The sequence below is a fragment of the Mesorhizobium sp. P2_E10 genome, assembly GCF_056404235.1.
On record NZ_JBFUEK010000025.1, the window covers coordinates 1 to 25,557 of the forward strand.

The window sequence follows — 25,557 nt, forward strand, 5'->3', positions numbered from 1 at the left end:
GGGCAACAGGCATGTGCGTGGCGGACGCGCCGGGCCACGGGGCATCCTCTTCATCGTCGCGGCCATCGTGGCCAAGTTCGATCCCCATCTCAAAGCTTTCGCTCAACGGTTGCAACAGGCGGGAAAACCCAAAATGCTCATCCGCATCGCGCTCGCCAGAAAACTGCTCGTCATCCTCAATGCAAAAGCACGCGACGCGCGAGCCGAGTTCGCAAATGCAACTTGACACCCCAGATAGTCGCTCTCCCCCCTCCGGAGGGAGAGGAAGGGAGCCAGCTGGAATCGCTTCGCGCCTTTCCTCTCCCCGTTGATCGGGGGAGAGGTGGCTCGGCGAAGCCGAGACGGAGTGGGGGTCGACCTGGATCAGTCGCGGGAAAGTGCGCCGCGGAAGGCGACGGCGGCGAGGATGAAGCTGGCGATGGCGTTCCAGCCGGCCAGCGACAGGCCGAGGATGCGCAAAGCCGCCTTGTCGCAGGAGGGCGGCACGAACTTGTCGAGCGCGTCGAGCACGCCCTTGCCGCCGGTGTCCACCGGTCCCGCACCCGCGGTGCAATCGGTCGGACCTGCCCACCACGCCCATTCGACACCGGAGTGATAGACGCCGAGATAGAGGCCGTAGAGCATCAGCAGGCCGCCGATGCCCAGCAGTCCGCGGGTCAGCCATGCCGGCGCGTGCAGCACCGAGGCAAGCACGGCCAGCAGCATCAACGGCGCGCCGATATAGTAGGGCGTGCGTTGCTCCAGGCAGAGATGGCAGGGGATGTAGCCGCCAATATGCTGGAAGGCCAGTGCCGAGCCGACAGTGGCGGCCATGGCGACGGCAAGAAACAAGGCTGTCCGTGTTCGCTGGCGTCCGGCGTCGGCATCCATGGTCGCTGTCATTGTTTGTTCGTCCATTGAGTTCGCCGCCCGCTCAAAGCATCCTTGCTCAGAAAGCGTATTTGACGAGGATATAGAGCAAAATCAGGGCAGCGGCCGCGGCACCGGCGATCAGACCGAGGCGCTTTTCGATGAATTCGCGGATCGGCTCGCCATAGCGGCGCAGCAGCCAGGCCAAAAGCAGGAAGCGGCCCCCGCGGGCGACGATCGCCAGCACGATGAACAGCGCCAGATTGACGCCGATGACGCCGGACAGGATCGTCACTACCTTGATCGGCGGCAGATGGGCAGCGCCCGAGGTGATCAGCATCAGGATGATGAAACCGATGCCCGACGAAGTGCGCAGCTGCTCGAACTCGTCATACTTGCCGTAGAATTCGAGGATCGGTCGCGCCACTGCGTCATAGGCATAGTGGCCGATGAACCAGCCGGCAATGCCGCCGAGAACCGAAGCAACGGTGGCGATCAGTGCATAGCGGTAGGCGCGGTCCGGCCGCGACAGCGCCATCGGCAAGAACAGCACGTCGGCCGGCACCAGGAACACTGAGCTTTCGACGAAAGCGATGAAGGCCAGCCACCATTCGGCGGATTTTCTTGCCGCCAGCGACAAGGTCCAGTCGTAAAGTCCGCGAAGCATCGGCACTCCCTGTGGCATGCGCCGTTTGTCTAGAAAGATTTTCCGCGCTGCACAATGGCCGCGACCTGACGAAAGCGAAAGGTGAGGTTTTGACGCAAGCCCGCCTCGGTGGAGAATTGGCCAGTTGACGAACAGGCCTCCAACCGTATAGTCCGCGCCCATCCAGGCCCTGCGGCCTGAGCCCCTATGGCGGAATTGGTAGACGCGCTCGACTCAAAATCGAGTTCCGCAAGGAGTGCTGGTTCGATTCCGGCTAGGGGCACCATTTTCCATTTTTTCGAGCTTTGATATCGCGGAACCTCTTAGCGGAAGCTTGTGGCTTCCGCGATGTTCAGAGCAGATTCCGCATAGGCCAAAAGCCTAGCAAGGCGGGGATAGCGCTACTTGGTTGCTTCCGCATGCGGGGTATTAAAGCGCGTCGCGCTGAAGCGGATTCAGGTGACGCGCTTTAAGCCTTTGTTTTTGTGCATGTCGTTCCCCCAAAACCGCTGCGCACTTTTGGGCGACAAGCACTAGTTCTGTGAGTGAGGACAAATCTTGGGGTTTGTCATCGCGGCAATTACCAGGCACGGCCGACCAGCGCGGAACTTCCATTCCGAGTCCTAACGCACAAAAGCGATTAAGCTGCCTCTCGACGAATGACGTGCTACTCGATCGAAATCGCAGCGCGATGCCCGGATCGAAATGGCAATCTTCTCTGTTTTGAAGCCATTGCCGACAGCCCCGACCATAGTTCCTCGACATGGCCTGGGAACTCGGGAGCCCCCAGCTGGTCGACACATTCAGTGTCCAGCTTGCGTCGAGGGTTTGCCAAGAAATCGTCCGCCACCTTCGAACCACAAGGATCGGAATCAATCACATCATGTCCGATTCCTCGAAAAACGACCACTTGCCCGAACGGAAGCGTTTTGGCTGCCCGGTTCGCCCAGACAGTCGGCGTGGCCGGATCATACTCTCCTGACAACAGCAGGGTAGGTATATCAAGGCGACGTGGCTTCTTTAACGATGCGGGCCTATCATCAGCGAGCCAGAGTGGGCATGCCCAGGTGTAGTCACTCCGTTCGGCCCAGTTTGCCCAGTATTGGTCATGTTTGCCGCTCAGATCAGGTGGGTCGGTGTCTGAACAAGTTACAGAGAAGTCCATACCCTGGGAGATTTCGAGGTCGTCGGGCTCAAACATGATATCCGTCAGCGGCCGGTAGTCCTGTTTGTATGTCCTCTCGATCAGCTCCGGCAGGCTTGGTATAGTCTCCCTGTCGTATAGCATGCCGAATATAAGATCGAGGAAGTTTGCACCGGAAACATATGTGTATCGCGGATGCTTCTCCGCGCTACGCAAGAGCGCTGGCTGACGATCGAGTTGCCTAGCGATGGAGTGGACGGCTTCGGCTAATCCTTGCTTACAGCCATTCGCTTTCAGGCAGTCCTTCTGCAAAATGGCGAGTGATCGATCAAGGTTAGGGCCGTCTTCATCCAGGTAGTTGATGTCCATCGGAACAACTGAGTCCAATATGCTCGCGGACACCCCCTCGGGATGCTGGTTCATCACTTCCAAGGCTAGAAGTGTGCCGTATGAGACCCCATAAAGTACCCATTTTTCTATCCCGAGAGCCTTTCGAAGATCGTTGATATCCTCGGCATTTTGTTCGGAGGTGTAGGCGTTGAGATCGATTCCCTTGGCGATCAAGGCGCTCCTGCACGCGAGAAGCTCCTTCTTCTGGACATCGACTAGTCTGCTTTCCGCGTCGAGACTGGGCAAAATGGAATTCCAGTGATCAACTACGAAAAAAGGAGAGCAGTCTAGAGACGGATCGGACTTCCCGATTCCGCGTTGATCGACGACGACCACTCGGCGTCCAATCATCCAGCTTTGGGCACCAATAAAGTCCCACCATCCATCGATGTCTTCTCTGCTACCGATTTCGACGGGCTGACCCGGCCCACCCGTGAGAAATACGATTGGCTCGTGCCGTTCGAGATCCGGTTCAAAGACGACCGCGGACAAAACGATTTCAGCATCAGTTTTCGTCTGACGGTTCTCGGGCACACGCAGGGTTCCGCATGTCATTGTGCGATCCCGCGGAACTTCAAACCAGCAGTCCGCCTTCTTGAACTCGCCCGCGAACAGCTCTCCACCACCTGCGCAAACAAGAAACGCAGCCAGCATGATTGGGAGAACGGACGCCCGATAAATAGCGAATAAAGTAAATCTGAAAACGGTCAGCATTTGCCCCCCCCCTTTAAAATAAAGGTTGGAATAACCTTCGCTTGCACAAAAATCGGACGCGCTGTCTGACGTGCTCGACGAATGAGTAACGGTCGCGCCTATTATCTATGCGAAGCTAACGGTGTTTCTCTACGAATGTTTTTCAGGTCGGCGACAATTTATCGATCATGCTTTGAAGGTCGCTTTTCCCGATCTTTGCCCTGAAAGTTCTTGAAGGCCTTTGCCTCCAAATCATCGGGTTAGATAAGATACAACAGTAGCCCGGTACGAACATCCACGCACAAGCTGTTTCATTATCCCCTCACTCCCCCCATTTAGATATGGCATACAAGCATATTCTAATGTTCGGTTATCGGCAAGCGGGCGTAATGGAAGTTGGCTACTCATTTTGGATTGATCGTGCAGCCCCGTTGCCGCAAGTGAATCGATTGCCCGGATACTGCCAAGCTATTGGCTGTGGTGTTGGTGTTGCCAATGGTGTCGATGATCGAGCCGCTGGCGAAGACGTCGCCTTCGACGTTGAGGTTGCCCTTCAGGGTGGGCAAGTCGCAAGAAAAGCATAATGACTTTTGGAGGCGCAGGATTCGTCCCATCCATTCGCTAAGCGCCTGAACTATTTCACTTCTTGTTCCCGGTTAGGGGGCATCAGTCTTTCCCGCAAACGCAACCTACCGCATATTTCCCGTATGCCCTTGCGAGTACCGCCCAGGCTGCGGCCAGACCGTCAGGCCATGCGGCTCGACCCCGACACGGATCTTGGTCACGGCGCCGTTCGTCGTGTCGATCATGTAGGCGTCGCTGTCGAAGCGGCCGGACAGCCATAGCTGTTTGCCGTCTGCGCTGACATTGCCCATGTCGGGGCTGCCGCCGCCGGGGATCGGCCATTGCGCGACGACCGCGCGGGTGGCGAAGTCGATCACCGTCACGCTGCCCGGTCCCTTTGCCTTGCCCTGCTCCATCCTGTGCGAGCCGCGGTTCGAGACGTAGAGCCGCTTGCCGTCGCGGCTGACGACGAAGCCGTGGGTGCCGATGCCCGTCGGAATGAAGCCGATTTCCTTGAAACTGTCGCCATCGACCAGGAAGACGCCGTCATTCATCATGTCGGCGACGTAGAATATCTTGCCGTCGGGCGAGAGGCGGATGTCCTGCGGCATGCCCATTTTCGAGAAGTCGAGATGACCAAGCACCTTCTGATTCTTCAGGTCGATCTTGGCCAGCCCGCCATTACCGTACTCGCAGGTGAAGATCGCGTAGGCGCCGTCGACCGAGAAATCGGCGTGGTTGATGCCGGGGCAGGTCGGCGTCGGCAGGCTCGACTTCAGCGCCATGGTTTGAGGATCGCGGAAATCGAGCTGCTCCAAGGCTTCGTCGACGATGATGGCCGCGCTGCCATCCGGCATGAAGTAGACGTTGTAGGGATCGTCCACGTCTATCTGCGCGCCGGGCTTGCCGGTCATTGGATCGATCGGCGTCAGGCTGCCGTTCTTGCCGGTGCCGTTGTTGGCCACCCATAGTGTCTTCAGGTCCCAGGAAGGGATGACGTGCTGCGGTTTGCTGCCGACCGAGAACCTGTCGACTTCCTTCAGCGTCATGGTGTCGATCACCGTGACGCTGTTGGAGGAGCGGTTCGGCACATAGACGCGGGGCAGCGCGCCAAGCGTGGCCGGGCCGAGATGGCCGGCGACTGTGTGGCTGTAGATGTTGACGCACGGCGGGGGCTCGCTGCAATCCTCGGGACAAGTATCGGCCCAGGCACGAGCGGGCAGGAGTGCAAGCAATAGGAAGGCCGCACCGGCACTGGCGTGACGCGAAAAATTTGTGATCATCTGGATGGTGTGTCGTGAAAGCCGGCTGAAATTGCCGCCGGGACCAATAGCGTGTGTTTCGTGGTTGATCCAGCGCCTTTTCAGGCCTCGGCATACGGTTGAGCAGCCGAAGTGCCTGCGTTGGAAGACCATCTCTGGACTAGCGCCGCCCGAGCAGGCTCTTCATGCGGTTGCGCAGGATGCGTGCCATGTTGCGGGTCTCGCGGTAGAGATGCAGCTGCGAGGCCGCCTGACGGGCGAGGCGGTCGGCGTCCGGCGTCAGCCCGATGACCAGCGAGCCGACCGGCTTGCGCTCGCTCCACAGCCGGCTCATCACCGGATGGTCGGGCACGGCGCAGGAATCGGTCATCATGATGTTGGGGTCGTCGAGATGCTGCCTGGTCACTTCGATCATCAGCAGCGTGCCGGGCGAATAGGCGGCGAGCCTCTCGTCATAGGCGGTCTTCCAGGTGTAGGCGACGCCGGCTTCGACGAAGACGATCAGGCAAGCGACGGTGCGGCCGTCCAGCGTCAGCGAATGGATGCGGCACAAATCGTGTTCGGCCAGCCGGTGCACGGCCTCGCGGGCGAAGGCGGCGCGGTAGCGGTCGATGGCCATGGCGGTGCGCTCGCGGCCCTTCCAGCCGGCGGCCTCGAGCGTCAGGAAGCTTTCGATGGCGTGGCGGATCTCGTCGGGTCCGCGCGCCACCACATGCTCCAGTTTGCCAAGATCGGCGAGGCGCCGCTTCAGCCGGCGGAACTCGCGGTAATGGTGCGAGCGCAATGACGCCTTGAGGTACGCGTCGCCATCGAGCTCGCTCTCAAGGAACGGACGCTCGGCCTTGCCGGTGGTGACCATCGTCAGGCCGCGCGTCTCGGCGACGCTGGCGAGCAGGCTTGCCACCGCGCCGTCGAGCCGCATGTCAGGCAGGACGAAGACCTTTGGCAATTTGAGATGCGGCCGCGACAGCATCGCAAAGAAATCCTCGATCACGCCGACCGGATCGTCGCGGTCGACCAGCGGCGTGCCGATCGGACCGAACGGGCTCGACCATGTGCGCATGACCGGGACGCCGAGCGGCACCGCCGGCTTTTCCACCGAGAATGGCACAAGCAGGCGCAGGCGGTTGCGGTATTCGTCGCCGTCGCGGATGACGGCCAGCCGCACTTCGCGGTCTTCCAGCCGCGGCATTGCCGGCGCCAGGAAGCGCGGGTTGAAGAAGATGTTTGGCTCGACCGTGCGTGTGCACAGATAATCCAGTTCCTCGACCAGGTCGAAGCCGGCGGAGGCCGGGTAGATCGCCAGCTTCCGCTGCGGCCGGTTGTTGGCCAGGATCTCGAGATGGGCGGGATCGGCGTCGCGCTGCAGCCCGGCAAGGCCGGACACCATGGCGCCGGCCGGGCCGCCGCTGGTTTCCTCGAGCAACGGGGTGGCGGCCATCAGGCGTCTCCCCTGGCGGCCGGCACGGCGGGCACGAAGATGAGCATGACGATGCCGAGCTTGCGCCAGACGGTGAAGGACAGCGCGCTGGCCTCGAAGATCATGGCGAAGCTGGTGGCGATCGCCGCGCCCCACAGGCCAAACAGCGGGATCAGCACGACGTTGAGGCCGATGTTGAGGGCCAGCGTCATGGCATAGACGGCCGCGCAGATGTTCTGGTTGCCGCTCATCGTCAGCAGGCTTTCGCACGGGCCGACGGCGGCGCGGGCGACAACGCCGAAGACCAGCAGGAACAGCAGCGGATAGCCTGCTGTGAATTCAGGGCCGAACAGCACCAGCATCGGCCAGCCCAGCGCCAGCACCAGCAGCGCCATCACCAGCGACGGCCAAAAGGTCCACGACACCGTCTCGCGGGCGAAGGCAGCAAGCTTGTCGGGGTCGCCATGGGTGAACTGCGCGTAGCGCTGGGCGACGCCGGCCTTGACCGCGAAGTAGACGAAATGCACCAGCGCCAGCGTCTTGACGGTGGCAAAATAGACGGCGACGTCGTTGGGGTCGAGATAGGCGCCGACCATCAGCACGTCGGCATTGGTGAGCAGGAAGAAGAAGCTCTCGACCAGGAAGATCGGCAGCGACACGATGAACCATTGCGCGAAATGCACCTTCATCGGCCCGGCCGGGATTTTCTTGTCCATGCGCGTGGTGACGCCGATCAGCTGCGCCAGCGTGGTGGCGTAGGTGGCGGCGATCGAGGCGAAGATCGCAGTTTTGGCGTCGGGCGCGTAGCCGACCAGCAGCATCAGCGCCATCAGCGCCAGGATCAGCACCGGCCGCACCAGATAGGTCGGCGACAGCGCAAACAGCGCCCATGAATTGGCCCGCGACAGCCCCTGCAAAAGGTCGCCCATCGCGATCATCGGCAGGCAGATGACGCCGAGGATGAACGGCACGACATAATAGTTTTCGATAAACGGCGAAAACAGCCAGACGCCAAGCGCGCCGAGCCCGGCGAACAGCGTCGAGGCGATCAGCACGAACAGGCGGCTGGCCACCACGATGCCGCGCAATTCGTCCATCATGCCGCGCTCGCGGTATTCGGGGATGAAGCGGATGACCGAGGTGTGGAAGCCGAGGCAGGCGAGGTTGCCGACGATGACCATCGTCACCCAGACGAGGACGAAAATGCCGTATTCGAACGAGCCCATCCAGCGTGCCATCAGCACCTGGCTGACGAAGGCGATGACGGCGCTGATGATGCGGATGGAAAAGGCGATGATCGACATGCGGCCGGCTTCGCCGCGCTCGTCGGCGGTGAACAGCACGGCATCGATGCGGCCAAGCAGCGGCCTTATGCGCAGCGCCAAGCGCTGCGGCAAGAACCGCCCGGCTGTCGTGGCCGCGGAAAAGCGCACCCCGATTTCACTCCGTTTTCCGCCTCTTTTCTGGGTTCGGTGTAGCCAAAACACATTAAGAAAACGTGGGCGGAGGGAGGCCTTCTCCCCGTCTCTATACGGGCGGAAGGTGCCGGCAGGCGGATGAGGGGCAGCGCAAGCTTTGGGGGATTTGCGCGTATATCTTCGAGACGATGGGGCGGCGATGAGATAATGGCCAACCCCTGCGCCGCCCCTCATCCGGCCCTTCGGGCCACCTTCTCCCCGTAAACGGGGAGAAGGAAGAATCGCTCCGCCCTACATCCCCTTCATCGCCTCACACGACACGTTCGGGTTCATGTCGGCGAAGGTGCCGGTCGGGTTCTGTTTCCAGGCCCAGACATGCAGCTCGTAGAACGGGCCGAGGCCGTAGCGGTTGGGGGCGCTGTTGAAGTTGAACAGCTGGCCGCCGAGCGAGGCCGGGCCTTTCGAGGTGATGTATTCGACCGCCACCAGTTTCAGCGTTCCGTCGGCCATCGGCTCGTACATCACCGCCTCGGGCTTGGCGACATTGACCGCGTCGTCCTTGAGATAGGCGCCATTGACGTAGTGGATGCCCATGGCGCCGCCGGTGATGCCGCTGGCGCAGGGGATCGGCGCGTAGCCTTCGGCGGTCGCCGCCGCCACGTTCTCGAAGCGGTCGTTGGCCGTTCGCACCATGTCGGCCAGCATGTTGGCGTCGTGGGCATGGGCGGCCGTGGCTGTGATCGACAGGAGGGCGAGGGCAGCGAAGCGCCCGGTCCAAAGCGTTTTGGTCATGATCGTTCCATTCGTTGTTGATGACGCGACAGGACGGCCGGCCGTGAGGCCGGGCCGTTGCAACGCTGCGGCGTCTGGTTTGCAATCCGGAACGGACTGACCGTCCGGTTTATTCAGGCCACGTGGCCTTTGCGGTTTTCGAAATGTCCTTGCCGTTCAAAACGGTTTTGCGGAATCAGTGGTCCCACCAGTAATATTGCCAGTATTCCCGCTGGATACGCTCGGAAAGGCCGATGTCGCGCCTCAGATAATCGTCTTCCGGGGGCAATCGCCGCCTGCCATACAGATGCGAAGGCAGGTTCGCCGCGAACCGCCATAGACGGCCGAGCAGGGAGGTTGCTTGACCTCCCACGACAGGCGCGGCTTCACCGACCGGCAGGCCAGCAAGCAGGTCGCCATCGCCGCGAAGGGCAGCTTGATGCTCATCGATTTGCCGATCATTTGAGATGTGCCGATCGTTTTGGAGCTCAACGGTAAAAGTAAGGGTCAAGAACCCGCACCTCCATGATCTTGTCGACCGGCAGCGAATTCTTGTGGGCCGCGCTGCGGATCGCCTCGGGCGAGGGGCCGTCATAGATGCAGAAGCTGTGCTTCTTGTCGGGCGTTACGAAGGACTGCACCCAGGTGACACCTTTTTCGGCGTTGCGCATGACGACGCCGCCGAGCGCTTCGGCGCCGATTTCGGTCATCGGCACGTTCAGCCCGTCTGGAAATGTCCGTTCCACCACATAACGAGGCATGGGAAGTTCCTCTTCTTATCGATTCACGCTCGGTCCGAGCGCGGCTGGACAATGATCACGTCCGGCAAGAGCGCACATCGGAGCCATTCCCTATTTTTGGCGGGACGATTCCCTATGTTGGCGACGTTATTTGTGGAGAGAGTCACCGCAATGTGTGGAAAGTCACATTGCCGCGCTTTGGCCCAGGGCTATCGTGGCGGCAGCCACCAGGTGGCAAACCCCCGATCTCGCGAGAGAATGACAATGCTTCTGGAACGGCAGACACAGCTGGAGCAACTGGACGGCCTGCTCATGGAGGCGGCACGCGGCCGTGGCCGGGTGGCGGCGCTGGGAGGAGAGGCGGGCGCCGGCAAGACGTCGCTCGTCGAGGCCTTCATCGGCCGGGCGGGAGAAGGCACACGCGTCTTGCGTAGCGCCTGCGAGGATCTGTCGATACCCGATCCGCTCGGGCCGCTCTATGATCTCGCCCGGGAGGCGCAATGGGCGCTGCCGCAAGCGATCGACCACCGGCAAGGGCAAAGGCTGCCGCTGTTTTCCGATGCGCTCGAGATCTTCGAGACCAAGGCGCAGCCAAGCCTGCTGGTGATCGAGGACCTGCACTGGGCAGACGACGCGACGCTGGATTTCGTTCGCTTTTTCGGCCGGCGCATCGTCAACACCCATATCCTGCTTCTGGTGACGGCGCGCAACGACCGCAGCGAGGCGCAGATGCGCGTGCGCCGGGCGCTGGGTGAAATCCCGGCGGGCAATGTCGCGCGCATCGACGTGCCCCTGCTCAGCGAGGCGGCGGTGCTGTCGCTGGCCGACGCGGTGGGCCGCGACGGCGACGCCATTTACAGGGCGACGGCCGGCAACGCCTTTTTCGTCACCGAACTGTTGTGCGCCGAAAATGCAACGACGCCGCCGGCCAGCGTGCGCGATGCCGTGCTGGCGCGGGCCGAGCGGCTGTCGGCCGGCGCCCGCTCGATGCTCGACGCGGTGTCGGTCTTTCCAAGGCGCGCCGATGCCTGGGCGTTGCAGGGCCTGTGCGGCGTCGCCAGCGCCGGGCAGCTGGCGGAGTGTGTCTCGGCCGGCCTGCTGGACGATATGGGCGACGGCTATGCCTTCCGCCACGAGATCGCCCGCCGCGCCGTCGAAATGATGCTGACGACGAGCCACAGGCGGCAATTCAACCAGCGCGCTCTGGCTGCCCTGCTCGAAAACAGCGATGTCTCCGCCGGTCGCCTGGTGCATCACGCGGTGGAGGCGCACAATCTGGAGGCCGTGCGCGAACTGGCGCCGATCGCCGCGCGCGAGGCATCCCGCGTCGGCGCACATCGCGATGCCGCCGGCTATTATGAAGTCGCCCTGCGCCATGCCGACGGCCTGCCTGCGGTGGAGCGCGCGGTGCTCTATGAGAAATATGCCTTCGAGTGCCACCTCATCGGCCAGATCGAAGAGGCCATCGAGGCGCAAGGCCATGCGCGCCTCCTGCATCAGGCTCAAGGCAACAGAGCGAAGGAAGGCGACTGCCTGAGATGGCTGTCGCGCTTTGCCTATCTGATGGGCGATCGCAAGGCCGCCGACGTCTTCGGCGAGCAGGCGGTGACGCTGCTGGAAACCGTGCCGGCCGGCGCAGAACTCGCCATGGCCTACTCCAACCTATCGCAACTGGCGATGCTGGCCGAGCGGCTGGACGAGGCGTTGCTGCTTGGCGAAAAGGCGGTCTCGCTTGCCGAGCGCATGAACCGGCCCGACATCGTCTGCCACGCGCTCAACAATCTCGGCAGCGCCGGGCAGTGGCTGGATCTGGCAGCGGGACGGCTGCACCTTGCCCGCAGCCTGGAGATCGCGCTCGAGCAGAATTTTCAGGAGCATGCGGCGCGCGCCTTCACCAACAGCGCCTGCAGCGAGATGAACCAGCTTGGCTTCGACGTCGCGCAGTCCTTCCTCGATCGCGGCATCAACTATTGCGTCGAAAACGATCTCGTCACCTGGCGCGATTATATGCGCGGCGTGCTGGCGCAGCTGCTGCTACGCCAGGGGCAATGGGAAGAGGCCGCCACCGAGGCGCTCGATGTGCTGTCCAACGATCATGCGACCATGCTGGTCCGCTATCCCGCGTTGATTGCGCTGGCGAAGCTCAGGATACGGCGCGGCGATCCTTCGGCCGAACCGCTGTTGCAGGAAATGAAACAGTTCCTGGAAAAGGGCACGGAGCTGCAGCGGCTGGCGCCCTATGCTTGTGTCATGGCCGAGCGGGCATGGCTCGGGCAAGGCGACAGAGATGAGGCGCTGCGGCTGATCGATCTGGCCGAGAGCCTGTCACCGACACGGGCGGTCTTCAGCGACCTGGCGACATGGCGCCAGAAGCTGGCTCCGCATAGTCACCCCGGCGATACGTCAGGCATGGCCGCGCCCTACCAACTGCTTCTTGACGGCGACTGGCAGGGGGCGGCGGCGCTTTGGGCCGAGCTGAACGCGCCCTATGAACGCGGACTTGCCCTCGCCCAGGGCGACGAGGAGGCGCAGCGTTTGGCGCTGGAGATTTTCGAGAACCTCGGCGCCAGACCGGTGGCGCAGCATGTGCGTGAAACGATGCGGCGCAACGGCGTCAACAATATCGCCCGGGGGCCACGCCGCACGACGCGCGAAAATCAGGCCGGCCTGACCCAGCGCCAGATGGAAGTGCTGCAGCTGATCGAACGCGGTTTTTCCAACAAGCGGATTGCCGAGCAGCTGACCATCTCACCGAAGACGGTGGATCATCATGTGTCGGCGGTGCTGGGCAAGCTGGAGGCTGTTTCGCGCGGGGAGGCGACTGCTGCGGCGCGCGATTCGGGGTTGCTGTAGGAAGTCGTTCGGGAGGGACGGTATCGAAGGTCGGCGAACCTTCGCGCCCCCCTCTGCCCTGCCGGGCATCTCCCCCACGAGGGGGGAGATTGGATGTCGCGTCGGCTTTCGCCAATCCCCAAGGTTGAAGAAAAGGCGCTGTCAGCGCAGCTGCCGATCTCCCCCCGTGTGGGGGAGATGGCCGGCAGGCCAGAGGGGATGTGCCCGCCGACCTATTCAGTTATCAGGCAAACGCGCCGTGGCAATGCTTGTACTTCTTGCCGGAGCCGCAAGGGCAGGCCTCGTTGCGGCCGACCTTGCCCCAGGTTGCCTGGTTGTTGGGATCGCGATCTTCGGGGGCGACGATGGCGTTCTGTTCCTGACGGACCAGGAGTGCTGTCTCGCCGCCTTCAAAGTCGTTCTCGCCGGTGGTGCCGTCGATATGGAGGCCGAACATCTCCGGCGCTTCCGGCGGCGGCGCTTCGGCCGCCTGGCGGACCAGTTCGACGCGCATCAATTGCGCCGTGACGGCCTGGCGCAGATTGCCCAGCATCGCCTGGAACAGTTCGAACGCCTCGCTCTTGTACTCCTGCAGCGGATCGCGCTGGGCGTAGCCGCGGAAGCCGACAACCGAACGCAGATGGTCGAGATTGACGATGTGCTCGCGCCAGAGGTGGTCAAGCGTCTGCAGCACCACCGAGCGCTCGACATAGGTCATCACGTCGGGGCCGAAACGCTCGGCGCGTTCCTTGGCGGCGGTGTCGGCGGCCTCGGTGATACGCTCGCGGATGTCGTCCTCGGCGATGCCCTCTTCCTTGACCCAGTCCTCGATCGGCAGGTCGAGGTTGAGGAATTCGGCCACCTCGGCCTTGAGGCCGGCGGCATTCCACTGCTCGGCATAGGCGTTTTCGGGAATGGCCTTGGCGACGATCTCGTCGATGACGCCTTCGCGCATCTCGGCGATGATTTCGGTCAGGCCCTCTCCGTCCATCAGTTCGATGCGCTGCTCGAACACCACCTTGCGCTGGTCGTTCGAGACGTCGTCGTATTTCAGGAGGTTCTTGCGGATGTCGAAGTTGCGGGCTTCGACCTTCTTCTGCGCCTTTTCCAGCGCCTTGTTAATCCACGGATGGATGATCGCCTCGTCTTCCTTGAGGCCGAGCTTCTGCAGCATGCCGTCCATGCGCTCGGAGCCGAAGATGCGCATCAGGTCGTCCTGCAGCGACAGGAAGAATTTCGAGCGGCCTGGATCGCCCTGGCGGCCGGAGCGGCCGCGCAGCTGGTTGTCGATGCGGCGCGATTCGTGACGTTCGGTGGCCAGCACGTAGAGGCCGCCGGCGGCGAGCGCCTTTTCCTTGAGACGGGCGACATCCTCGCGGATTGCCTTTTCCATGGCCTCGCGCTCGGGTCCCTCAGGCATGTCGCCAAGCTCGTCGGCGATGCGCATCTCGGCATTGCCGCCGAGCTGGATGTCGGTGCCGCGGCCAGCCATGTTGGTGGCGATGGTGATGACGCCGGGCTTGCCGGCCTGGGCGACGATGGCCGCCTCGCGCTCGTGATGGCGGGCGTTCAGCACTTCGAAGTCCTTGAAGCCTTCCTTGCGCAGGCGCTCGGCCAACTGCTCGGATTTTTCAATGGAGGTCGTGCCGACCAGGGTCGGCTGGCCCTTGGCGCTGGCCTCCCTGATCTCCTTGACGATCGCCTTGTATTTCTCCTCGACCGTCCGATAGACCTCGTCATCCTCGTCAATGCGGATGACCGGCAAATTGGTCGGGATCTCGGTGACGTCGAGATTGTAGATGTTGCCGAATTCCTCGGCCTCGGTCAGCGCCGTGCCGGTCATGCCGGCCAGCTTCTTGTAAAGGCGGAAATAGTTCTGGAAGGTGACGGAGGCCAGCGTCTGGTTCTCCGGCTGGATCGCCACATGCTCCTTGGCCTCGAGCGCCTGGTGCAGGCCTTCCGAATAGCGGCGGCCCGGCATCATGCGGCCGGTGAACTCGTCGATGATGACGATCTCGCCGTTGCGGACGATGTAGTCCTTGTCCCTTTGGAACAGCCGGTGCGCCTTCAGCGCATTGTTGACGTGGTGGACGATGGCGACGTTCTCGACGTCATAGAGCGACTCGCCCTTGAGCAGGTCGGCGTCGCGCAGCAGGTTCTCCAGCTTCTCGGTGCCTTCCTCGGTGAAGATCGAGGTCTTCTGCTTCTCGTCGATCTCATAATCCTGCGGCTGCAGCTGGATGATGAAGGTGTCGATGGTGTTGTACATTTCCGAACGGTCCTCGAGCGGACCGGAAATGATCAACGGCGTGCGCGCCTCGTCGACCAGGATGGAATCGACTTCGTCGACGATCGCGTAATTGTGGCCGCGCTGCACCATCTGGGCGCGCTCGTACTTCATGTTGTCGCGCAGATAGTCGAAGCCGAGCTCGTTGTTGGTGGCGTAGGTGACGTCGGCGGCGTAGGCGACGCGGCGCTCCTCGTCGGAGAGGCCGTGGACGATGACGCCGACCGAGAGGCCGAGGAACTTGTAGACGCGGCCCATCCATTCGGAGTCGCGGGTGGCCAGATAGTCGTTGACGGTCACGACGTGGACGCCGTTGCCGGCCAGTGCATTGAGGTAGACGGGCAGCGTGGCGACCAGGGTCTTGCCCTCGCCGGTGCGCATCTCGGCGATGCCGCCATTGTGCAGCACCATGCCGCCGATCAGCTGCACGTCGAACGGGCGCATGCCGAGCACACGGCGGGCCGCCTCGCGCGCGGTGGCGAAGGCCGGTACCAAAAGGTCGTCGAGGCTGGCGCCGTTGGCGATGTCCTGGCGGAATTTGTCGGTGCGGCCGACAAGCTCGGCGTCGGAGAGCGCCCGCATCTCGTTTTCCATGGCGTTGATCGCCTCGACACGGGGCCGGGTCGCCTTGACGCGGCGATCGTTTGAGGAGCCGAAAACCTTACGGGCGAGACCGCCGAGACTGACCATCCAATGGTCCTTTCGATAGAATTCTCAATCTTGAGACGGGTGCCGGCCGGCCCCATCACATCCGCGTGATACGCGGACGAACACAAAAAGCGCCCGGAAAACGGTTCTGGACGCAAAGTCGTTGGACAGATAAGAGGGGGCTCAACTGATGTCAACGCCGCGCTCGCCCTCGGGGTCGCGCCAAATTCCGCCACAATCAGGCTGATCTGCAAGCCCTTCCCGCTCTCGCAATCCCCCATTGGAGTTATCTTGATGTCCTTATTGTTCCGCCGTGCGTCGCTCGCCAGCCTTGGTCTGGCTTTCGGCCTGTCGGCTCTCTCCGTGTCGCCGCTGATGGCGGAAGATGCCGCCCCTGCGCAGCCGGCGGCCGCAGCACCCGCGGCGGCACCGGTCGATCCGAATGCCGTCGTCGCCACGATCGACGGCCAGACGCTGACCGAGGCAGACCTGGTGCTTGCCGAGGGCGAGCTGTCGCAGCAATTCGCCCAGCTTCCGCCCGAACAGCGCCGCGCCGCTGCCCTTTCGGCGGCCATCGAGATCCGCGTCATGGCTGCCCAGGCGGTCACCACCGGGCTCGACAAGGATCCTGATTTCCAGCGCCGCATGGCCTTCCTGCAGCAGCGTGCCCTGCATGGCGAGCTGGTCGAGAAGGGCGTCGTCAACAAGGTCACCGACGCCGAAATTCGCGCCCGCTACGACCAGGAAATCGCCAACACCCCGCCGGTCAATGAGGTGCATGCCCGTCACATCCTCGTGAAGACGAAGGAAGAGGCCGAGGCGATCATCAAGCAGCTCGACGGCGGCGCCGATTTCCAGAAGCTTGCCAACGAGCACACCAGCGATCCCTCAGGAAAGACCAGCGGCGGCGATCTCGGTTGGTTCGGACCTGGCCAGATGGTGCCGGAGTTCGACAAGGCCGCCTTCGCGCTCGAGGTCGGCAAATACACCAAGGAGCCAGTGCAGTCGCAGTTCGGCTGGCACGTCATCAAGGTCGAGGACAAGCGCGTCAAGCAGCCGCCGGCGTTCGACGACGTCAAGGACCAGGCCAAGCAGGCCGTCATCCGCGACAAGTATTTTGCGCTGGTCAAGTCGCTGCGCGCCGCCGCCAAGGTCGAGATTCCCGACGCGAACCTGAAAAAGGCGGTCGATACGCTGGAAAGCGCCAAGTAAGGCTGAGGCCGACGACAAAAGGGCGCTGCAAGCGAGAGGGCTTGCGGCGCCTTTTTTGTTTCTAGCGCGCGCCGGGGGCTATGCCGTGCATCACATAGCGGACAGCGGCGCGTATGGTTGCCTCGTCTTCGTCGAGGCGGTCGGTCAAAAGATGCGTCCAGGCGAAGGAGGCGATCAGGTCGGCGACAAGCGCCGGATCGACGTCGGCCGCAACCTCGCCGCGCGCTTTGGCGCGTTCGATCATCTGGCCGGTATGGGCGCGCCGGCCTCGCGCATAGTCGGCAAGGGCCGCGGCCGCGGTTGGATCCGACTGCGCTTCGGCGACCAGCGACCGGAACACGCTGCCCGACGACGTCTGACGCCAGTGCGAGAACAGGTTTTTCAGGAAACCGACGAGGTCTTCCTCCAAATTGCCGGTGTCGGGAGTGTCGACGCGCTTGCCCCGCTGATAGACTTCGAGCAGCAGCGCGGCCTTGCTCGGCCACCAGCGGTAGATCGTCGGTTTTCCCGCACGCGCCCGTCGCGCCACGGCCTCGATCGAAAAGCCGGCATAGCCGGCCTCGACCAGCACCGCTTCGGCAGCATCGAGAATGGCGCCGGCGCTGTCGGGGTTGCGCCGCGCGCCGATCGATTTGCGGCCGGGATCGGCGTCTTCACTCATCTGTCTGTTCCCTGCGGACCATTTCTCCAGGGATCATATAGGGTCTCTTGATGAAACGAAACGATCCGTTTTGCGCCCTGAGGCTGCGCTTATTTCATCGCTTCGGATGTTTCCGACGCAATGCGCCATTGCCCATCGGCCTTGACCAGTCCCAGCGTCACCCGCGCCTTGCCTGCCAGCCGCGCTGCCGCTTTGTCCTTCGGCACATAGTCGTAAGCCATGGCGAAAACCGCGTCGGCGCTGTCTTCGCCATGCGGCGTCACCTCAAGGCTGCCGGGCTCGAGATTGAACGACCATGATGCAAATTGCGCGAACCAGTCAGTCTTGACCTTGATGAGGGCGTCCGTGTCATAGCGGGTGCCGAAGATGGTGGCGGAGGGACTGTAAAGCCGCTTGACGGTTTCGCTCATCGCCTTGGTATCCGGTGCCAAATAGTCTTGGAGCAGGAAAGCCTCGATCGCGCCCTTGTCGCCGACGGAACGCTCCAGCGCCGCAACCTTGGTTTCGGGCGCGGGGCCGACAGCCGGCTTTACGTCCGCGACGGGTTCTCCGCCGGGCACGAATTCGAAGCGTTCGAGCAGCGAGCCTTGCTCCCAAGGGCGCTGCCCCTCGCGTGTTTCGGAGACCACGTCGCGGCGCACCGCGATCATCATGTCGTTGATGCTTTGGCCAGGTTCGGCGATGTGCCCAGAAGCGCTGCGGCGAAGGGGGAATTGCGCCCGGCACCGTCCATGGCGACGGCGCCGGGCGCAGTTGAGAAGGCGATGAACGAGCCGCGTGTCGAATCGAACTGCGCCAGGCCGGCAAGAGCCGCTGCCGATCGCGTGGTGGCGGTACGGCTCAGGCTGCGCGCAAACGGATTGTTGCGGCAGGCATCGAGAAACACCAGGCTGACCTTCGTCTGCTGTTCCATGATGTCGAGAACTTCGTCGATCGGCACGGCTTCGAGCTGCAGCTTGACCGGCATGTCGAGCCTGGCATCGACCGGGACGATGTAATTGCGCCCTTCGACCTGCAGGCCATGGCCGGCATAGTAGAAAAGCCCGGCGCCGGCGCCTTCCAGCGCGTCGGAAAACTCGCCGATCTTGCGTTCAAGGTCGCGCTTGCCGAGATCGTTGCCTTCGATGACCTCGAAACCGATGCTGCGCAGCTTGCCGGCAATGTCGAGCGCGTCGTTGACCGGATTGGTCAAGGTGCCGGCCTCGGCATAGGTGCCGTTGCCGATGACCAGCGCCACGCGCTTTTCCGGTTGCGCGTCGGCGCTCAGGAGCAGAAGCCCCAGAAACGCCATCGCCAAGATCACCAGCCTGCCCATGGCCGGATCATAACGCGAGAGGCCTCGCCGACGCCAACGGATTTGAAATGCAAGCTTAATCCAGGTGGCTTGCCGGCGCCGAAAACGGAAGAGAACGCCCTTGCGCCAGGCCGTGGTATCGGGCAAACCGGCCTTCCCCAGCGTTTTTCCGCCGCCCGAGGTCTCCATGTCCGCAACGATTTCGCCGCTCGCGCCGAAGAAATATCCCAAAATGCCTGCCATCGAGGGCGTGCGCATCGCCACCGCCGAGGCGGGGATAAAGTACAAGAACCGCACCGACCTGCTGGCCATGGTCTTCGATACCGGCACGACGGTTGCCGGCGTGTTCACCAAGTCGAAATGTCCGTCGGCGCCGGTCGATTTCTGCCGGCAGAACCTTGCCGCCGGCAAGGCGCGCGTGCTGGTCGTCAACTCCGGCAACGCCAATGCCTTCACCGGCAAGAAGGGCCGCGCCTCCACTGCATTGACCGGCGAGGCGGCTGGCAAGGCCGCGGGCTGCACACCGGGCGAGGTGTTTTTGGCTTCCACCGGTGTCATCGGCGAGCCGCTCGACACGGCGAAGTTCAGCCATCTGCTGGCCGGGCTGGTCAAGGACGGCAGGCCGGACCAGTGGACCGAGGCGGCAAAAGCCATCATGACCACCGATACCTATCCGAAAGTGGCGACCGCGACGATCAAGCTCGGCGACACCGACGTCACCATCAACGGCATCGCCAAGGGCGCCGGCATGATCGCGCCCGACATGGCGACGATGCTCTCCTTCATCGCCACCGACGCGCCGATCGCCGCACCCGTGCTGCAGGATCTTTTGTCGCGCGGCACGGCCAAGACCTTCAACGCGGTCACCGTCGACAGCGACACCTCGACCAGCGACACGCTGCTGATCTTCGCCACCGGTGCTGCCGGCAAGCGTGGCGCACCGGCGATCAGCGACCCTAAGGATGCCCGCCTCGGCGCGTTCCGCCGGGCGCTGGGCAAGGTGCTGAAATCGCTGGCGCTGCAGGTGGTGCGCGACGGCGAGGGCGCCCGCAAGCAGGTCGAAGTCACCGTCACCGGCGCGAAATCGGCCCGCTCGGCCAAGCGTATCGCGCTGTCCATCGCCAACTCGCCGCTGGTCAAGACGGCGGTCGCCGGCGAGGACGCCAATTGGGGTCGCGTCGTCATGGCCGTCGGCAAGGCCGGCGAACCCGCCGACCGCGACCTTCTGTCGATCTGGTTCGGCGACAACCGGCTGGCGCATGAAGGCGAGCGCGACGCCGGCTACTCCGAAGCGGCGACATCGGCCTACATGAAGCGCGACGAGATCCGCATCCGCGCCGATATCGGCATCGGCCGCGGCAAGGCGACGGTGTGGACCTGCGATCTCACCAAGGAGTATGTCGCCATCAATGGCGACTATCGGAGCTGATGGCGGTGGTCCCCAGACATCCGGCAAGCGTGCTCGCGACCGTGCGCCGCTACGAGGCGGCCGGCTTTCGCGCCTGGCCGGCGGCGGCCGTCCATTATGACGGCACCTGGGTGGTGCGGCTGACGGCCGGCCATCCAGCCAAGCGGCTGAACTCGGTCAACCCGCTCGATCCCGGCGACATCCAGCACATTGCCGAGCGCATCGGTCGCGCCAGTCGTCGTTTCGAGGCCTATGGCAGGCCGTTGACCTTCCGCATCTCGCCGCTGTCGGGGCCTGATCTTTCCAACCATCTCGACAGCGAAGGCTGGAGCACCTTTGACGAATCGCTGGTCATGCGGTTGCCGCTGGCGGACGCCCAGCTCGACGCCGCCATGGACCAGATCCCGTTGAAGGACATCAGCCGCTTCATCGGCGCGTCGCTCAAGGTCAGCGGTTCGGATGTGTCGCTGCGGCCAGGTCTGTCGGAGATCATCGGCGCCATCCAGCCGGAGGCCGGGCTGTTCGCGCTCGAAGAGGGGACCGAGCCGCTGGCGACGCTGATCTGCGTCCATGATGGCGATCTCGCCGGACTGTTCGAGATCGCCACCGACAGATCGGTGCGCAACCGGGGCCATGGCCGCCACCTCATCCTGTCGGCGCTGAAATGGGCGCGGCTGCGCGGCGCGCGCGAGGCCTGGCTGCAGGTCGAGGCCGTCAATGTGCCGGCGCTGGGGCTTTATCATTCGCTCGGCTTCAACGAAGTCTATCGCTATCACTATCGCCGGCCGCCCGGGGCATGAGCGGCGCGAACCCCGCCGGCAAGCGCCTGCTGCTGGTCGCCGCCTGTGCGCTGGTCGACACCGATGGCCGCGTGCTGCTGGCGCAGCGCCCCGAAGGCAAACAACTCGCCGGCCTGTGGGAGTTTCCGGGCGGCAAGGTCGAACCCGGCGAGACGCCCGAACAGTGCATTATCCGCGAACTGCATGAGGAGATCGGCATCGAAACCGAGATCCCGTGCCTGGCGCCGCTGACCTTCGCCAGCCATTCCTATGATGATTTTCATCTGCTGATGCCATTGTTCGTCTGCCGCCGTTTCCGAGGCATTGCGCAGCCCAGGGAAGGTCAGGCGCTGAAATGGGTGCGACCAAAGCAGATGCGCGACTATCCGATGCCGCCGGCTGACGCACCGCTTATCCCGTTCCTCATCGATCTGCTGTGATCCACAGCCACTGCCTTGGTTTAGGCAGCGTTAATGGAAGTTTTATCTTGCCGTGAAAGATTGAGGGAAGGCCAAGTCTGGCCGCGCGTTGATCCGCTGGGGAGCGATTGCATGAGCCTCGACAAGGACTGGGACTCGATCCGGCCCGATCGCAGCCGCGCCGCTGATGCCGGCATGGGCATCTTGCGCGTCACGCTGCTGTTCGGCTCAGCCGCTGTAGCGCTGGCCTTGATCGCGACCCCCTTCCTCGCCAGCCAGATGCGGTCGCAATCCGATCGTGACGGTCTTGCCAGCGGCCTCGACATGACAAGCACAGGCTCGGTAGGCCATCGTGACACCTATACGCTGCGCAGAAGCGTGCTGCAGTCGCTGCCCAGTTCGATCTGCGTGATCCGCGCAAACGGCAAGCGCAGTGGGGACTGCTGAGAACATAGTCAACAAAGTCTTGGGGCCATCCCGTGTGAAGGCCCTGTTTCACCGCCTGTTAAGCTTGTGCCGTTAACCTTTCTTAACAGGTCCGCGTTATGGTTCCTGACAAGAGGGATCGACGATCATGAAACCACTACTGCAACGATTTCTGGAAGATGAAACTGGCGCCACGGCCATAGAATATGGCCTGATCGTCGCTGTATTGTCGCTCGTCATCGTCGGCGGCGTCGGTAGGGTCGGCAATGCGATTCAGTTCCTGTTCAGCGATGCCGACAGCAAGCTTGCCGACGCCTTCGCTCACCACTGATGTCATCTCACAGCGGCTGCGCAATCCGGGCAACCCGGTCAGCGTCGGTCGGGATTTTCCAATATCGTTTTCAACGATAGCTTTGCCGAGCCCGGCTTCAGCGGCTTTTGTTGCGAGGCATCGGGCGCCCAGCCGGACATCCACACGATCGAGAAACTCGCCCTGACGCGGCCATCGGCGTCCGAAAACCGCTCGGCGTAGATTTCGGCGGCGCGCGCAAACAGTTTTCGTGTGCCCGGCCGTCGGCTGCGGTCGACGAGCGAGCTGGTTTCGCCCATGGCTCTGAGATCGGCGAGCAGACCAAACAGGCTGTCGTAGCGCACCGCCACGGTCTCGACATCGGTGACCGGCAGAGCCAGGCCGGCGCGTTGCAAAAGCGCGCCGGCGTCGCGGACATCGGTGAACGGAATGACGCGCGGGCTGGCGCCGCCATACAACTCGGTCTCGGCGGCGAGCAGGCTTTCGCGCAATTCGAACAGCGTGCCGGCGCCGGCAAAGGCGCCGAGGAAAAGCCCGTCCGGGCGCAATGCGCGGCGGATCTGCACCAGCATGCCGGGAATGTCGTTCATTGCCTGCAGCGACAAAAGCGAGACGATGAGGTCGAGGCTTTCCGCCGGGAAAGGCACTGTTTCCAGCGGGGCCAGCAGGCCTGGCCCGCCATCCAGGAAGACCGGGTCCGCCTCGACGCGCACGATATCCGTCACCTTGCCGCTCTCGGCGACCACGCCGGTTGCCGACGGCGTCTGGCAAAACAGTATTGCTGCCTTGGCGAATTTTCGCTCGACCGCCCCCAGCCGATCGGCAAGGTCTTCGCTCGCCCGCCGCATCAGAAAATCGGCGCCGCCCACCGGGCGCGCCAAAGCCCGGCGCTTGCGCGCCAGCCAGAGCGAGGTGTCGATTATCGGCTGCAACGGATGGTTCCTGTTTTTCCGCACCGATCATGTGGTGCTATAGTGGTGCGGAGACCAACCACGTGGCCGATCCCATGCCAGAGATCAAGAGTATTGCTCGAAAGGCATTGGACTGGCCGGCGCGTATCCTGTTTCCGCCGGTCTGTGCCGGGTGCCGCCGTCATGTCTCGCAACCCGGTGTGCTGTGCGGCGCCTGCTGGCCGAAGCTCAGGCTGCTGGAGCGGCCATGGTGCGCGGTGATGGGCACGCCCTTCACCCACGACATGGGCGAAGGGTTTCTGTCGGCCGAAGCGATCGCCGATCCGCCGCCCTTCGACCGGGCGCGGGCCGCCGTCGCCTATTCAGGTGTCGCCCGCCAGATGGTGCAAGGGCTGAAGTACCAGGATCGCACCGATCTGGCGCCGTGGATGGCGCGCTGGATGCTGCGCGCCGGTTCCGAACTGATCGCGGACGCCGATGTGGTCGTGCCGGTGCCGCTGCACTGGCGGCGCTTTTTCAGGCGCCAGTTCAACCAGTCGGCGGAACTGGCCAGGGCGGTATCGCAGCTCAGCGGATTGCCGTTTTCACCCTCGGCAATCCGCCGCGTCAAACTCACCCGCCAGCAGGTAGGGCTGGAGCGGCACGAGCGCGAGGAGAATGTTCGCGCCGCCTTCCGTGTGCCCGGCGAGGCGGAAATCCAGATCGCCGGCCGCCGGGTGCTATTGATCGACGATGTCTACACCACCGGCGCCACCGTGCGTGCCGTCGCCAAGGCGCTGAAGAAGGGCGGCGCCGGCGCGGTCGACGTGCTGACCTTTGCGCGTGTGCTGCCGGGGGACTTTCGGGCCGACGAGTCCGCGACTATATAGTGGATAGTGCCAAGACAAGGCAGGACTGCTGACCGATGATCGATGTGACGATCTACACGCGGATGATGTGCGGCTATTGCGTAGCGGCCAAGCGGCTGCTTGAGCGCAAGGGCGTCGCTTACACCGAGCACGACGCTTCCTTCTCGCCGGAACTGCGCCAGGAAATGATTTCCCGCGCGCATGGCCGCTCGACCTTCCCGCAGATTTTCATCGGCGATACGCATGTCGGCGGCTCCGACGATCTCCACGCACTGGAGGCACAGGGGCGGCTGGACAAGTTGCTCGCCAACGGTTCGACCAGGTAGGGACATGACGATGGGTGTTTTCAAGGCGGCGGCGATCCAGATGCGTTCGGGCGAGAACCCGGAGCGCAACGCGGTCGATCTGGAGCGAATGGTGCGCGACGCGGCAGGCCAGGGCGCGACCTACATCCAGACACCGGAAATGACCGGTGCGCTGATCCGCGACAAGGAGGCGCGTGCCGCTTCCTTCACCTCCGAGGACAAGGACATCATCGTCTCGACGTCGCGGAAGCTGGCCAAGGAGCTCGGCATCTTCCTGCATATCGGCTCGACCGCCATCCTGCGTGCCGACGGTAAGCTGGCAAACCGCGCGCTTTTGTTCGGGCCGGACGGCGCGACGCTTGCGGTCTACGACAAGATCCACATGTTCGACGTCGATCTCGACAATGGCGAGAGCTGGCGCGAGTCCGCCGCCTATGAGCCGGGCACCGAGGCCGTCGTCACCGAGATCGACGGCGCCAGGCTCGGCTTTGCCGTCTGCTACGATCTGCGCTTTCCGCAATTGTTCCGCGCCGAGGCGCTTGCCGGCGCCGATGTGCTTTCGGTGCCCGCCGCCTTCACCCGCCAGACCGGCGAAGCGCACTGGCATGTCCTTCTGCGGGCACGGGCCATCGAGAACGGCGCCTATGTCGTCGCTGCCGCGCAAGGTGGCGTGCATGAAGACGGTCGCGAGACCTACGGCCATTCGCTGATCGTCGACCCGTGGGGCCGCATCATCGCCGAGGCCGCGCATGATGAGCCGGTGGTGATCGTCGCCGAGATCGATCCGGCGCAGTCGCTGGCCGCGCGCAAGAAGATCCCCAATCTCAAGAACGCCCGCGACTTTGCCGTCAATGCCGGCTCGGTGGAAGCGCCGCGCCTGAGAGGGGCGGCCTCGTGATCCGCTTTTCCCTGATCTGCGAGCACGAGCACGAATTCGAAGGCTGGTTTCGCAGCAATGACGATTTCGACCGCCAAAAGAAGCGCGGTTTCGTCGATTGCCCGGCCTGCGGTTCGCACAAGGTCGACAAGGCACTGATGGCGCCGGCCGTTTCCACCGGGCGCAAGCAGGAAAAGATCGCTCTGGCCATGGGCGAGGCGCAGAAGCAGGCATTGGCGCAATTGAAGGCGATGGCCGAGAAGGTGCGCGAGAACGCTGACTATGTCGGTGACAAGTTTGCCGAGGAAGCGCGCAAGATCCATTTCGGCGAAAGCGATGCGCGCGGCATCTATGGCGAGGCGACACTGGATGAAGCCAAGAGCCTGGCCGAGGACGGCGTCGAATTCATGCCGATCCCGAGTTTTCCCGACGACCGGAACTGA

The 25,557-nt window shown here is 63.2% G+C and carries 26 protein-coding genes, 1 tRNA gene and 1 pseudogene; 13 read left to right on the forward strand and 15 right to left on the reverse strand.

Annotated elements, in window-relative coordinates; all coding sequences use genetic code 11:
- Nucleotides 1–226 (forward strand): annotated as a pseudogene (locus AC1D0N_RS29905) (IS110 family transposase); the annotation flags it as partial.
- 137 nt (nt 227–363) lie between these two features.
- Here the strand turns inward: AC1D0N_RS29905 and AC1D0N_RS29910 are convergent.
- Together AC1D0N_RS29910 and AC1D0N_RS29915 are read right to left on the reverse strand one after the other, a co-directional pair.
- Complete coding sequence (locus tag AC1D0N_RS29910; protein WP_477250073.1) at nt 364–882, reverse strand: disulfide bond formation protein B; 519 nt, start codon at nt 880–882, stop codon at nt 364–366.
- Nucleotides 883–928: 46 nt separating this feature from the next.
- A complete protein-coding gene (locus AC1D0N_RS29915; protein ID WP_477250009.1) occupies nt 929–1,516 on the reverse strand; it encodes a YqaA family protein in 588 nt (195 codons plus the stop codon).
- 180 nt (nt 1,517–1,696) lie between these two features.
- On the opposite strand from AC1D0N_RS29915, the gene AC1D0N_RS29920 reads away from it, so the two are divergent.
- Nucleotides 1,697–1,781: transfer RNA gene (locus AC1D0N_RS29920), tRNA-Leu, on the forward strand.
- A gap of 381 nt (nt 1,782–2,162) precedes the next feature.
- On the opposite strand, the gene AC1D0N_RS29925 is transcribed toward AC1D0N_RS29920, so the two are convergent.
- The 8 genes from AC1D0N_RS29925 to AC1D0N_RS29960 form a co-directional block, all read right to left on the reverse strand.
- A complete protein-coding gene (locus AC1D0N_RS29925) occupies nt 2,163–3,743 on the reverse strand; it encodes an alpha/beta hydrolase (RefSeq protein WP_477250010.1) in 1,581 nt (526 codons plus the stop codon).
- A 383-nt stretch (nt 3,744–4,126) separates the two neighbouring features.
- Complete coding sequence (locus AC1D0N_RS29930) at nt 4,127–4,336, reverse strand: hypothetical protein (protein ID WP_477250012.1); 210 nt, start codon at nt 4,334–4,336, stop codon at nt 4,127–4,129.
- Nucleotides 4,337–4,411: 75 nt separating this feature from the next.
- The gene (locus AC1D0N_RS29935; RefSeq protein WP_477250013.1) at nt 4,412–5,569 is read right to left on the reverse strand and encodes a YncE family protein; all 1,158 of its coding nucleotides are present in this window, start codon (nt 5,567–5,569) and stop codon (nt 4,412–4,414) included.
- A gap of 139 nt (nt 5,570–5,708) precedes the next feature.
- Nucleotides 5,709–6,989, reverse strand: a complete 1,281-nt coding sequence (locus AC1D0N_RS29940) for a GNAT family N-acetyltransferase (protein WP_477250015.1) — start codon at nt 6,987–6,989, stop codon at nt 5,709–5,711.
- A complete protein-coding gene (locus AC1D0N_RS29945) occupies nt 6,989–8,401 on the reverse strand; it encodes a lipopolysaccharide biosynthesis protein (protein WP_477250016.1) in 1,413 nt (470 codons plus the stop codon). The genes AC1D0N_RS29940 and AC1D0N_RS29945 overlap by 1 nt, the downstream gene beginning before the upstream one ends.
- 276 nt (nt 8,402–8,677) lie before the next feature.
- Nucleotides 8,678–9,178 (reverse strand): hypothetical protein, encoded by a 501-nt coding sequence (locus AC1D0N_RS29950; RefSeq protein WP_477250018.1) that lies wholly within the window; start codon nt 9,176–9,178, stop codon nt 8,678–8,680.
- Between the two features lie 175 nt (nt 9,179–9,353).
- Nucleotides 9,354–9,668: a hypothetical protein gene (locus AC1D0N_RS29955; protein ID WP_477250020.1), complete on the reverse strand. Its 315-nt coding sequence runs from the start codon at nt 9,666–9,668 to the stop codon at nt 9,354–9,356.
- Nucleotides 9,646–9,918 (reverse strand): DUF4242 domain-containing protein, encoded by a 273-nt coding sequence (locus AC1D0N_RS29960; RefSeq protein WP_477250021.1) that lies wholly within the window; start codon nt 9,916–9,918, stop codon nt 9,646–9,648. The genes AC1D0N_RS29955 and AC1D0N_RS29960 overlap by 23 nt, the downstream gene beginning before the upstream one ends.
- Nucleotides 9,919–10,161: 243 nt before the next feature.
- On the opposite strand from AC1D0N_RS29960, the gene AC1D0N_RS29965 reads away from it, so the two are divergent.
- Nucleotides 10,162–12,750, forward strand: coding sequence for an ATP-binding protein (locus AC1D0N_RS29965; RefSeq protein ID WP_477250022.1), 2,589 nt, complete (start codon nt 10,162–10,164; stop codon nt 12,748–12,750).
- Nucleotides 12,751–12,973: 223 nt separating this feature from the next.
- Here AC1D0N_RS29965 and secA read toward each other — a convergent pair whose 3' ends face one another.
- Nucleotides 12,974–15,706, reverse strand: coding sequence for a preprotein translocase subunit SecA (gene secA / locus AC1D0N_RS29970; protein WP_477250024.1), 2,733 nt, complete (start codon nt 15,704–15,706; stop codon nt 12,974–12,976).
- A 252-nt stretch (nt 15,707–15,958) separates the two neighbouring features.
- Between secA and AC1D0N_RS29975 the strand changes: the two genes are divergently transcribed.
- A complete protein-coding gene (locus AC1D0N_RS29975; protein ID WP_477250026.1) occupies nt 15,959–16,876 on the forward strand; it encodes a peptidylprolyl isomerase in 918 nt (305 codons plus the stop codon).
- A gap of 61 nt (nt 16,877–16,937) precedes the next feature.
- Here the strand turns inward: AC1D0N_RS29975 and AC1D0N_RS29980 are convergent, their stop codons facing one another.
- The 3 genes from AC1D0N_RS29980 to AC1D0N_RS29990 form a co-directional block, all read right to left on the reverse strand.
- Entirely contained in the window at nt 16,938–17,537 is a 600-nt protein-coding gene (locus AC1D0N_RS29980) for a TetR/AcrR family transcriptional regulator (RefSeq protein WP_477250028.1), read from the reverse strand.
- An 89-nt stretch (nt 17,538–17,626) separates the two neighbouring features.
- Nucleotides 17,627–18,190, reverse strand: coding sequence for a nuclear transport factor 2 family protein (locus AC1D0N_RS29985; protein WP_477250030.1), 564 nt, complete (start codon nt 18,188–18,190; stop codon nt 17,627–17,629).
- Complete coding sequence (locus tag AC1D0N_RS29990; protein WP_477250031.1) at nt 18,187–18,852, reverse strand: caspase family protein; 666 nt, start codon at nt 18,850–18,852, stop codon at nt 18,187–18,189. Before AC1D0N_RS29990 ends, AC1D0N_RS29985 begins: the two co-directional genes overlap by 4 nt.
- Before the next feature lie 166 nt (nt 18,853–19,018).
- On the opposite strand from AC1D0N_RS29990, the gene argJ reads away from it, so the two are divergent.
- From argJ to AC1D0N_RS30015, 5 genes are all read left to right on the forward strand, one after another.
- Nucleotides 19,019–20,260, forward strand: coding sequence for a bifunctional glutamate N-acetyltransferase/amino-acid acetyltransferase ArgJ (gene argJ / locus AC1D0N_RS29995; protein WP_477250032.1), 1,242 nt, complete (start codon nt 19,019–19,021; stop codon nt 20,258–20,260).
- Nucleotides 20,260–21,039: a GNAT family N-acetyltransferase gene (locus tag AC1D0N_RS30000; protein ID WP_477250034.1), complete on the forward strand. Its 780-nt coding sequence runs from the start codon at nt 20,260–20,262 to the stop codon at nt 21,037–21,039. Before argJ ends, AC1D0N_RS30000 begins: the two co-directional genes overlap by 1 nt.
- Nucleotides 21,036–21,458 (forward strand): (deoxy)nucleoside triphosphate pyrophosphohydrolase, encoded by a 423-nt coding sequence (locus AC1D0N_RS30005; RefSeq protein ID WP_477250036.1) that lies wholly within the window; start codon nt 21,036–21,038, stop codon nt 21,456–21,458. Before AC1D0N_RS30000 ends, AC1D0N_RS30005 begins: the two co-directional genes overlap by 4 nt.
- 111 nt (nt 21,459–21,569) lie before the next feature.
- Entirely contained in the window at nt 21,570–21,884 is a 315-nt protein-coding gene (locus AC1D0N_RS30010) for a hypothetical protein (protein ID WP_477250037.1), read from the forward strand.
- A 127-nt stretch (nt 21,885–22,011) separates the two neighbouring features.
- Nucleotides 22,012–22,194 (forward strand): Flp family type IVb pilin, encoded by a 183-nt coding sequence (locus AC1D0N_RS30015; protein ID WP_477250038.1) that lies wholly within the window; start codon nt 22,012–22,014, stop codon nt 22,192–22,194.
- 38 nt (nt 22,195–22,232) lie between these two features.
- Here the strand turns inward: AC1D0N_RS30015 and AC1D0N_RS30020 are convergent, their stop codons facing one another.
- A complete protein-coding gene (locus AC1D0N_RS30020; protein ID WP_477250039.1) occupies nt 22,233–23,105 on the reverse strand; it encodes a methyltransferase domain-containing protein in 873 nt (290 codons plus the stop codon).
- A gap of 62 nt (nt 23,106–23,167) precedes the next feature.
- Between AC1D0N_RS30020 and AC1D0N_RS30025 the strand changes: the two genes are divergently transcribed.
- From AC1D0N_RS30025 to AC1D0N_RS30040, 4 genes are read left to right on the forward strand one after another with little or no spacing between them, the layout of a single operon-like run.
- Nucleotides 23,168–23,953 (forward strand): ComF family protein, encoded by a 786-nt coding sequence (locus AC1D0N_RS30025; RefSeq protein WP_477250040.1) that lies wholly within the window; start codon nt 23,168–23,170, stop codon nt 23,951–23,953.
- Between the two features lie 35 nt (nt 23,954–23,988).
- On the forward strand, nt 23,989–24,258 hold the full coding sequence (grxC, locus tag AC1D0N_RS30030) for a glutaredoxin 3 (RefSeq protein WP_477250042.1): 270 nt from the start codon (nt 23,989–23,991) through the stop codon (nt 24,256–24,258).
- Nucleotides 24,259–24,268: 10 nt separating this feature from the next.
- Nucleotides 24,269–25,135, forward strand: a complete 867-nt coding sequence (locus AC1D0N_RS30035; protein ID WP_477250044.1) for a carbon-nitrogen hydrolase family protein — start codon at nt 24,269–24,271, stop codon at nt 25,133–25,135.
- Nucleotides 25,132–25,557, forward strand: coding sequence for a DUF1178 family protein (locus tag AC1D0N_RS30040; RefSeq protein WP_477250046.1), 426 nt, complete (start codon nt 25,132–25,134; stop codon nt 25,555–25,557). Before AC1D0N_RS30035 ends, AC1D0N_RS30040 begins: the two co-directional genes overlap by 4 nt.

Excerpts from the sequence above, each read along its gene's own strand:
- AC1D0N_RS29965 (WP_477250022.1), top strand. The coding sequence starts at position 10,162 with ATGCTTCTGGAACGGCAGACACAGCTGGAGCAACTGGACGGCCTGCTC.
- AC1D0N_RS29985 (WP_477250030.1), bottom strand. The coding sequence starts at position 18,190 with ATGATGATCGCGGTGCGCCGCGACGTGGTCTCCGAAACACGCGAGGGG.
- AC1D0N_RS29935 (WP_477250013.1), bottom strand. The coding sequence starts at position 5,569 with ATGATCACAAATTTTTCGCGTCACGCCAGTGCCGGTGCGGCCTTCCTA.
- AC1D0N_RS29910 (WP_477250073.1), bottom strand. The coding sequence starts at position 882 with ATGACAGCGACCATGGATGCCGACGCCGGACGCCAGCGAACACGGACA.
- AC1D0N_RS29950 (WP_477250018.1), bottom strand. The coding sequence starts at position 9,178 with ATGACCAAAACGCTTTGGACCGGGCGCTTCGCTGCCCTCGCCCTCCTG.
- AC1D0N_RS30010 (WP_477250037.1), top strand. The coding sequence starts at position 21,570 with ATGAGCCTCGACAAGGACTGGGACTCGATCCGGCCCGATCGCAGCCGC.
- AC1D0N_RS30000 (WP_477250034.1), top strand. The coding sequence starts at position 20,260 with ATGGCGGTGGTCCCCAGACATCCGGCAAGCGTGCTCGCGACCGTGCGC.
- AC1D0N_RS29990 (WP_477250031.1), bottom strand. The coding sequence starts at position 18,852 with ATGGGCAGGCTGGTGATCTTGGCGATGGCGTTTCTGGGGCTTCTGCTC.
- AC1D0N_RS29940 (WP_477250015.1), bottom strand. The coding sequence starts at position 6,989 with ATGGCCGCCACCCCGTTGCTCGAGGAAACCAGCGGCGGCCCGGCCGGC.
- AC1D0N_RS29980 (WP_477250028.1), bottom strand. The coding sequence starts at position 17,537 with ATGAGTGAAGACGCCGATCCCGGCCGCAAATCGATCGGCGCGCGGCGC.
- AC1D0N_RS29975 (WP_477250026.1), top strand. The coding sequence starts at position 15,959 with ATGTCCTTATTGTTCCGCCGTGCGTCGCTCGCCAGCCTTGGTCTGGCT.
- AC1D0N_RS29925 (WP_477250010.1), bottom strand. The coding sequence starts at position 3,743 with ATGCTGACCGTTTTCAGATTTACTTTATTCGCTATTTATCGGGCGTCC.
- AC1D0N_RS30015 (WP_477250038.1), top strand. The coding sequence starts at position 22,012 with ATGAAACCACTACTGCAACGATTTCTGGAAGATGAAACTGGCGCCACG.
- AC1D0N_RS29960 (WP_477250021.1), bottom strand. The coding sequence starts at position 9,918 with ATGCCTCGTTATGTGGTGGAACGGACATTTCCAGACGGGCTGAACGTG.
- AC1D0N_RS30035 (WP_477250044.1), top strand. The coding sequence starts at position 24,269 with ATGGGTGTTTTCAAGGCGGCGGCGATCCAGATGCGTTCGGGCGAGAAC.
- grxC (WP_477250042.1), top strand. The coding sequence starts at position 23,989 with ATGATCGATGTGACGATCTACACGCGGATGATGTGCGGCTATTGCGTA.
- secA (WP_477250024.1), bottom strand. The coding sequence starts at position 15,706 with ATGGTCAGTCTCGGCGGTCTCGCCCGTAAGGTTTTCGGCTCCTCAAAC.
- AC1D0N_RS29930 (WP_477250012.1), bottom strand. The coding sequence starts at position 4,336 with ATGGGACGAATCCTGCGCCTCCAAAAGTCATTATGCTTTTCTTGCGAC.
- argJ (WP_477250032.1), top strand. The coding sequence starts at position 19,019 with ATGTCCGCAACGATTTCGCCGCTCGCGCCGAAGAAATATCCCAAAATG.
- AC1D0N_RS29915 (WP_477250009.1), bottom strand. The coding sequence starts at position 1,516 with ATGCTTCGCGGACTTTACGACTGGACCTTGTCGCTGGCGGCAAGAAAA.
- AC1D0N_RS30005 (WP_477250036.1), top strand. The coding sequence starts at position 21,036 with ATGAGCGGCGCGAACCCCGCCGGCAAGCGCCTGCTGCTGGTCGCCGCC.